Below are 8,114 nucleotides of genomic sequence, written 5' to 3' on the forward strand. Positions count from 1 at the left end.
AACCCTTATATAGAAAAGCATTTAGCGATTTTTGTCAATTGTTTTTGCTCTAGAGCGAACTAATCAATTAAGTCTCTTGCCAGATAAGGATTTAGTCGATTTATGCCCCCCTATCGAACCATACCAAGTAACGAAGAACCCTTTTAAAGGATTTTTGCTCTTATCTTGGTGAACGGCATAGCCCAATTCAGCAACCACAATCTGTGTACCGCCGATTTGCTTCATGAAATCCATTTGTTTGTTGAATTCCTGCAAGGTTTCAGATTCTTTCCCCTCCGTGAATTTGGTTCCTACCCAAGGTTCAGAAATCGTCAAATTGCGAAGGGCTAACTCACTTTTTAATTCTGAGATTTCTTGGGGAAATTTACCTGACATTTGCGAACCTTGAAAACCAGCTAATGCCATTTCACTGAGAATTTGCTGGTATCTAATTGGAGGATTCAGATCAATACTAGGGTCATCACCATTGCTCCAACCTGTGGGTGTAATTCCCAGGGAGACTTTTTTCTTATCAAATGTGGGATTTAAGAGCGCCGCTTTACCTGAAGAGGAAACCAGAGAAACTAAAATCGGCTTAGGTTGTGCTGTAGCAGCAGCGGGAAAAGCCAGGTAAGTTATCCCGATTACAAAAATAACTAACAAGACAATTAAACGGGCAATACCTAACGGCTTCCATCTAGGAGGTATGTCTGCTTGTAAGACTGAAGCTAATGGAAATTCACGGACTTTTTCTTTGCTGTTTAACGATTTTCCTTGATCGGCATCACTCATTGTTTATCATCTTCCTTTAGTAGACTGACCAAAAGACTTAAGAAGTTTGTTGATGGCTTTTGAGAAGTTCTGAACCAGCTGAATCCCAAGGGTTAAGGTTGGGCAGCAACCTATTCAGACTTGAGTTTCAGAAGTGAGACTGAAACACACTCTAAAAAACTAGGTCAGTTCGATATCTAAGCCTGAACCTTAAAGTCTTATTTGTTCTTGATCCTTAGAATCAGTTACCCTAAGAATCTATTACACCACCCCGCCAATATTTCGTATCCTAAGATACAATTTCATAATTTGTTACAAACGCTACTAAAAATGCAAACTCAAACCAATCCTTGGCAACAACGAATCTTTAGACTGTCCCTATCTCTCTGCGTTATCAGTTTCTTGTCGGCCACCTTCACCATTTATGCTTACTGGCGGGAGAAAAATCAAACCAGAGAAACAGCGAAAAATAATGCTCGACAAGAAGCTATCCGCGCCGCTAAAGAAATCGATAACTAGCTTCGTAAACTCCAGGATAGTGCCAATTCTATCGCCCACGATATCAGTAAGGATAAACTTAAAGATCGACAGTTGCTTGAGCGATTAAAAAGCACGATAGAACAAAATCCCAATTGGTTCGGTGTCGGTGCGGCTTATGCTTCCTATACTTACAAATCTCAGATACGTCTCTATGCTCCCTACTACACCAGAAAACAGGGTAAACTGCAATTACTGCAACTGGAATCTTTTTACGATTATACTCAACCCGGAAAGGGTGATTGGTATATCCATCCCTTAGCCTCCGGTTCAGTTTGGTTAGAACCTCATTTTGGAGCGGCAACTAACACTTTACTCGCAGAATTTAGCACTCCTTTTTATCGCCTTAATCCGAAAACCAAAAAAAATATTCCTTCTGGGGTGGTCTTCGCCAACTATTCTCTAGATGGGTTAAAAAACTTAATGAACTCCCTCAAACTAGGTAAGACTGGCTACGGATTTATCCTATCTAAAAAAGGAACTTTTATCTATAGTCATAGAGAAGATTGGGTTAAAGAGCAAAAAACCATCTTTCAAATAATTTCTCAAGCATATAAACCCGAAAAATTGCGAGTTCCAGCCCAAAAAGCTCTCAAAGGCTCTAAGATTGAAATGGATTTTCAAAATCCCTTAACGGGACAATCTAGCTGGATATTTTTTGAACCTATTCCTACTACAAGTTGGACATTAAGTGCTGTCTTCATTCAAGATGAAATTTTATTAAATACCAAGAGCTTACATCACAAACTGCTGCTGATTAATCTACAGATAATTAGCTTTTTCTTTTTTCTATTTATCCTAATCTTTCGCGCTTATAAAGGCAGTGTTCGCAGTCTTTAGGCTGTCTCTTCTTCCACTTCTGTTGTCTTGCTGGCGGGAATCGGATCTATCTGGTATCTCCAAATCTCTGAACATAAAATCGAACAGAAAAACAATATAGTGCTTCTGAAAAAAGCGGGTTTAAATAAATTTTTGCAATCTCGTAAATCCGAAAACCCTAAAGACTCCCCCCTCTATATTCCCACAGGAGTTTTTGTGCAGTCTCTAGAATTTGAAGATGCTAATGATGTGTTTATCACGGGCTATATTTGGCAAAAGTATGATAAGAATATCCCTCAAAACGTCAGTCGGGGTTTTATTCTTCCCGAAGCAGTTGATCCCAATGTAACCGAGATTCATCGTCATCAAGACCAAAATTTTGAAGTGATCGTCTGGTATTTTGAAGCTAAACTCCGAGAAAACTTTGATTATTCTAAATATCCCTTTGATGTTAAAGATGTCTGGATTCGCCTCTGGCCTAAAGACTTCTACAAAAATATCATCCTCACCCCAGATTTTGATGCCTACGATTTGATGGTTCCTACTTCCCTACCCGGTTTAGCAGAGGATTTTGTTTTACCTGGTTGGGATATTAAGAGTAGTTTTTTCCAGTACAAACTCAATAACTATAATACCAATTTTGGACTTAACAGCTATATCGGCCAGGACAATTTTCCCGAACTCTATTTTACGGTTGTTCTCCAACGAAATTTTATCAATGTACTGATTAGTAATATGATGATAATTATTGTTGTCCTATTACTGCTTTTTTGTATTCAAATACTGATCATCAAACATAAAGAGAGCGGTGAAAATCAAGATTTTACCGCTTTAGAGATCGTTTCCGCTTGTGGGGCTTTTCTTTTCATTGTCATTATCGATCAGATTAATCTCAGACAAAAAATTATCACGGCAGGTATTATTTATCTTGATTATTTCTACTTTATACTATATATAATGATTCTTTTAGTCGCAATTAATGCCATACTTTTTGCTTCTAATATCAAAATTGATTGGATTGATTATAAAAATAACTTAATCCCAAAGCTACTTTATTGGCCAACTAATCTGGCACTGTTACTGTTGGTAACTATGTTAGTTTTTTAGGCTCTTACCTTTTTACATACTAGGTTGAGAAGAACCCTTTTTTAACAAAAAATGGCTAGGGATTCAATCTCACTAAAATAAGTTATGATCAATCTTGCTTGAGTCAGAAAGATTAATATGCCCAGTCAAGAAATTATTGACCAGAAAAATTCTGCCGCCAACGCCGAACAAGTTTCTGAGTCGAACCTAGAGCTAGTTCCCCAACCGAAACAAGAGCATGATACCGCTGCCAGCCCCCAGGGGTTGCCCCATGCCTTCGTCGTCATGCCCTTTGGTAAGAAAAAAGGGCCAGACGACCGCTGGATAGATTTTAATAGCATCTATCAAGACTTAATTAAACCAGCCTTAATCGAAGCTGGATTTGAGCCGTTTCGAGCCGATGAAGAAAGCGTCAGCGGCGATATCCTCACCGATATGTTTCAGGAACTATTGCTGGCGGATCTGGTAATTGCTGACCTCAGCATTGATAATGCCAACGTTTTTTATGAGTTAGGAGTACGCCACGCCCTACGCAAGCGGGGACTAATTCATATCCAGTCGGGCCGAGGTTATCTGCCCTTCGATATTTTTAACGTCCGCACTCTCCCCTACCATTGTGACGAGAATGGCCAGCCCGATCGCCAATACCTGGAAAAAGACAAACAGGCGATCGCTAAAATGGCTCGCGCTACCGGGGAATCAGACCATCATCGCATTCACAGCCCCATTTTCAATTTACTCGACGGCTTGGAAGAACCCGATCGCCGGTCCTTGCAAACCCCCCTAGCCATTGGCTACTGGGATGAGTACAACAATTGGCGGAAACGGGTAGTGATCGCCCAACGCCAAGATCGCATTGGTGACGTTTTGCTGTTGATCGAAGAAGTGAGCAACCCCCTAATAAAATGCGAGGCGATCGCCGAAGCGGGGAAAGCCTTAAGAAACCTAGGAAATTATCAACTTGCGCTCCAGCAATATCGCAACGGACTGGCACTGCAGCCGAAAAATGCCGAATTCCGGCGCGAGGAAGCCTTTCACCTGAGCCGACTGAAGCGATATGATGAGGCAGTCGTACAGTTAGAGTCGCTGCTGCGGGATGAACCGGCCAATATCGATGCCCTTTCCTACTTAGCTCGCATTTACAAGGAAATGTGGAAGGAGCGATGGGTCGGCATCTCCAATGAAGCGGAGTGCCTCCAAACAGCCGAAGAATCGGCCCACTTACTACAAAAAGCGATTGAGACTTACCTGCAAGCCTACCGCCTCGATCAGAATCATTACTATTCCGGCATCAACGCCCTGACTCTATCTGCCGTCTTCAAGTATTTAGCCAGGCATGGTAGGGACGGCGATCCAGAAGAGAAAGCGATCAAAGAGGAGTTGCCGGTGCTGTCTGGAGCCGTTAAATTTAGCTTGGACAGTGCTGCTCTCAAGGATAACAACGATGTTTGGGTCTTCCTCTCCCTCGGCGATCTGGCCATCTGTACCGCCCGCAACCCGCAACAGGTGGCCAGAGCCTATAAAAGGGCGCTCAACCGGCTCTGGAACAATAAATTTGCTTTACTTTCAACCCTAGAACAATTGAAACTCTTAGAATCCCTGAATTTCCGCCTTGAATATGTCAAGTCAGGCCTCGATGTCCTCGAAGCAGAATTGGAGAGAATAGAACATCAAGAAGCCGCGATCTCCTCCCCAACGGTGAAGGAACCTCCGCAAGTTTTCCTCTTCTCCGGCCACATGATTGACAAGCCAGACCGCCCGAGGCCTCGGTTTCCCTCGGATATGGAAACCGAGGCGCAACAAAAAATTAAGGAGGTACTCGATAAGCTGCAAGCTGATACCACGGATCTGGCGATCATGCCGGGACTCGCTTGTGGGGGCGATATCCTGTTTCTAGAAGCCTGTTTAGAGCGCCAGATGAAAGTCGAGGTCTATCTGCCCTTCGAGTCGGCTCAATTTATTGAAGAGTCAGTCAGCTTTGCCGGCGATGATTGGGTAGAGCGTTTCTATAGGATTAAGAATCATCCCCAGGTCGCGCTCAACCTACAACCGGAACGAATCGGACCGGTCCCGAAAGGAAGCAATTCCTTTGAGCGTAACAATCGTTGGGCTCTCTATTCCAGTTTGATCTACGGAATCGATCGGGTGCGGTTGATTGTCCTCTGGGATGGCAAAGGCGGTGATGGACGTGGCGGGACTGGCGATATGGTCAAGCAAGTGCGTCAATTGGGGGGGATCGTCGAGCATCTAGACACAACTAAGTTTGATTATTGGAAAGCTCAAGGAGCGGGAATCGGAAATCGGGAAACTTGAGAAACCAGAGCCGAAATTTTTTTCTACTAACTGATTAAAAGTACAAATATTATGCCAAAAAAGTCCAAACTTTATCGTGAGCAGTTCCAGCAAGAAATCTCTGCTTTGATCGAGCAGATTGACTTGCCAGATTTACAGAAGCAGTTTATGAAAGCCCGCTGGCTCGAGCAATTACTGTGGCTAGAAGGCAGGGCCCAGACAACCCGCAACCAATACTATTTTCTCCGACTGCTCACAATTATCGGGGGGGTGATTGTTCCGGCCTTGGTCAGTCTTAATATCAACGCCAATGACGTTCAAGTAGTAGTCGGTTGGCTCGCCTTTGGCTTAAGTCAGGTGGTTGCTATCAGTGCTGCCGTTGAAGAGTTCTTTCATTATGGCGAACGCTATCGCCACTATCGCAACACGGCAGAGGCGATGAAAATTGAGGGCTGGCAATTTCTCCAGTTGAGTGGTTCTTATCGCCATGCCCAAAATCACGCCGAAGTCTATCCCGATTTTGCTCAACGAGTAGAAAACATTATCCAGCGCGATGTGGAAGGGTATTTCAGCCAGGTTGTACAGGAGAAAGAAAAGCCAAAACAGCAAGCAGAAATCGCTAAAACACCACCTCAGTAGCAAGACAAGGAATATTTAGCGATGGGAGTGTCAATTAGGTCGATTTCTCCACCAGAAAACCTTTTAGTCCTGAGATAATATTAGGCAGATATCTGATACCAAATCCTGTTTAAAAAGTATAGGATAGTGGGGAGCGGGGAGAAACAATCCATAACTTGAGAGTTAATCAGATTGTTAAAAACAGATTTGGTATCATACTAAATCCGTTGAGTATAGGCTAACGTCAGTTCGGGATAAGGGTGGAAAGAAAAGGCGGGGGCTAGTAAGCTGAAAAATATATAGGGTTTGCTGAAAAAGCTTTTCCTAGGGGCAGGGTGTGGGGTGTGGGGTTTTACCGATTTTGAGGCAGTCAGTTACCTAATTTTCAGGGAAAAAGTAGCTGAATTTTACCCCCGATCACTCCAATGGTTGGCACTTTTTGAGGAGAAAAAAGTCTAAAAGCCTTATCCAACAATGTTTTTAGATTTATTCAGCAAGCCCTAATTAGTGCTGCATGAAAACACAAAGAAATAGAAAATTCAAGAGCGATTCACTTACTGTCGGTAAGTCCTATTTCCTGTAACCTCCTCTTCAACCCAGACCGGTTACTGTACTGTTCGTAAATCTGGTTCAGGCACTCTTGGAAAACGGGCAACCCGTTTTGATATTCGGCTAAATCTCTTAATTTGACCAACAATTTAACAGCCTCATAGTAGGATTTAGACTGGGCTTTCTGAATTAGGGACTCGACTTGCTGCCAAACTTGCGCTTCCCGTTTAGCTAAAGTTTGTAGTTCCTCAATTCGCTTGGCTTCCGCTTCTTGTTGTCGCCGTTTTTCTGCCTTTTTTTCTTCCTCAGAAGCAGCCTCAAGAAGTTCTTGAACCGTGCGTCGAGGCTGGTTAGAGGGGGGAGAAGTAGGGATTAATTGAGACAGCTTTTGTTTGAATTTAGCAGATAAATTAGGTTCTCCTTTAGCCAATCTTAATAGGAAATCTTGGCGTTCAGAAGCGGATAATTGAGTAATAGCTTGTTGCCAAGTTTGCTCCGAGATAGTTGTTAGTTTACCACTGGATGCACAAGCAACATTTAATAAGTGTTCGTCCAATTCAAAGATTTCCGTAAAAGCCTTTTGAGATTCAGAAAGTTGATTTAGTCCGGGGGGTAGAGGAGGTTCTAGTTGCGTCTTATCGATGTCTATATATCCCTCGGATAAGTCAATAGCTTTCAGCCAGGCTAAATATAATCCTCGATAGTCTTGCTGGAGAATTTCTTGGCGTAATCCTATCAATTCCGATAGAATCCCTTCTCCTTCTATCCAGTCATTAAAACCTTCTTCTTGACTAAATTCCCAATCTAAAATTGCCCAATCTCCCGCAAAAGATAAGCTGATATAATTATCGATACAGTAAAGTTCAATTGCCTCTCGGTTGATCAGGGATGTGGGAAAACGAAACATTAATTGCTGTGTTCCCCAGTTGGCGATGTAGTACATGATATCGAAATACCGAGCCAGCACCTGTTTGGGATCCCCCCGAAAATTGCCGTAACTATAGGTGAAACTGGCACTCGTTGCCGTCGGTTTGACGCGGCTCGATAGCTCGCCTATGGCAGCTCTTTCCTCTTGGGTGAGGTGGCGATCGATCGCTTGGAATTCGTAATATTGGTATTCGCTCATGGTGTGCAACCTATCTCAAGGTTTATGATCGATATGCTGATAATTGTACGGGGATAGTCAGGGTTTGCTGAATAAATCTAAAAACCTTGTTGAACTCACTTTCCGCACTTCTTAACATTCAATTGATGATTTTTACTAATATATTGCTTAAAACCCATTGCCAGTAGGGACTATAGCTACAATGATAAGTAGGTAGGCGTTAAAAATTATCAGACACCCCCCTTATCAAGGGGGGATTAAGGGGGGATCCCCCCGCCTATCGGCACCCCCCTTATCAAGGGGGGCAGGGGGGATCGAACCTAAAATCCATTTTTAATTTAATTATAACCAGCTACTT

7 protein-coding genes are annotated in these 8,114 nt (G+C 42.9%); 5 read left to right on the forward strand and 2 right to left on the reverse strand.

Annotated features, from left to right (window positions below; all coding sequences use genetic code 11):
* Positions 1–63: 63 nt before the first annotated feature.
* On the reverse strand, positions 64–771 hold the full coding sequence (locus PX481_RS23420) for a hypothetical protein (RefSeq protein ID WP_002762501.1): 708 nt from the start codon (positions 769–771) through the stop codon (positions 64–66).
* 309 nt (positions 772–1,080) lie between these two features.
* On the opposite strand from PX481_RS23420, the gene PX481_RS23425 reads away from it, so the two are divergent.
* The 5 genes from PX481_RS23425 to PX481_RS23445 all read left to right on the forward strand — a co-directional run bounded on the left by PX481_RS23425 (position 1,081) and on the right by PX481_RS23445 (position 6,123).
* A complete protein-coding gene (locus PX481_RS23425; RefSeq protein ID WP_288096322.1) occupies positions 1,081–1,269 on the forward strand; it encodes a hypothetical protein in 189 nt (62 codons plus the stop codon).
* 72 nt (positions 1,270–1,341) lie between these two features.
* Positions 1,342–2,127, forward strand: coding sequence for a PDC sensor domain-containing protein (locus PX481_RS23430; protein WP_502846655.1), 786 nt, complete (start codon positions 1,342–1,344; stop codon positions 2,125–2,127).
* 99 nt (positions 2,128–2,226) lie between these two features.
* Positions 2,227–3,213: a ligand-gated ion channel gene (locus PX481_RS23435; protein ID WP_155120456.1), complete on the forward strand. Its 987-nt coding sequence runs from the start codon at positions 2,227–2,229 to the stop codon at positions 3,211–3,213.
* Positions 3,214–3,330: 117 nt separating this feature from the next.
* Entirely contained in the window at positions 3,331–5,505 is a 2,175-nt protein-coding gene (locus PX481_RS23440) for a TRAFs-binding domain-containing protein (protein ID WP_288096326.1), read from the forward strand.
* A 51-nt stretch (positions 5,506–5,556) separates the two neighbouring features.
* A complete protein-coding gene (locus PX481_RS23445) occupies positions 5,557–6,123 on the forward strand; it encodes a DUF4231 domain-containing protein (protein ID WP_002734536.1) in 567 nt (188 codons plus the stop codon).
* A 529-nt stretch (positions 6,124–6,652) separates the two neighbouring features.
* Here the strand turns inward: PX481_RS23445 and PX481_RS23450 are convergent.
* Entirely contained in the window at positions 6,653–7,777 is a 1,125-nt protein-coding gene (locus PX481_RS23450) for a hypothetical protein (RefSeq protein ID WP_002762496.1), read from the reverse strand.
* Positions 7,778–8,114: the final 337 nt, after the last annotated feature.

It is taken from the genome of Microcystis sp. M53603_WE2, from assembly GCF_030065435.1.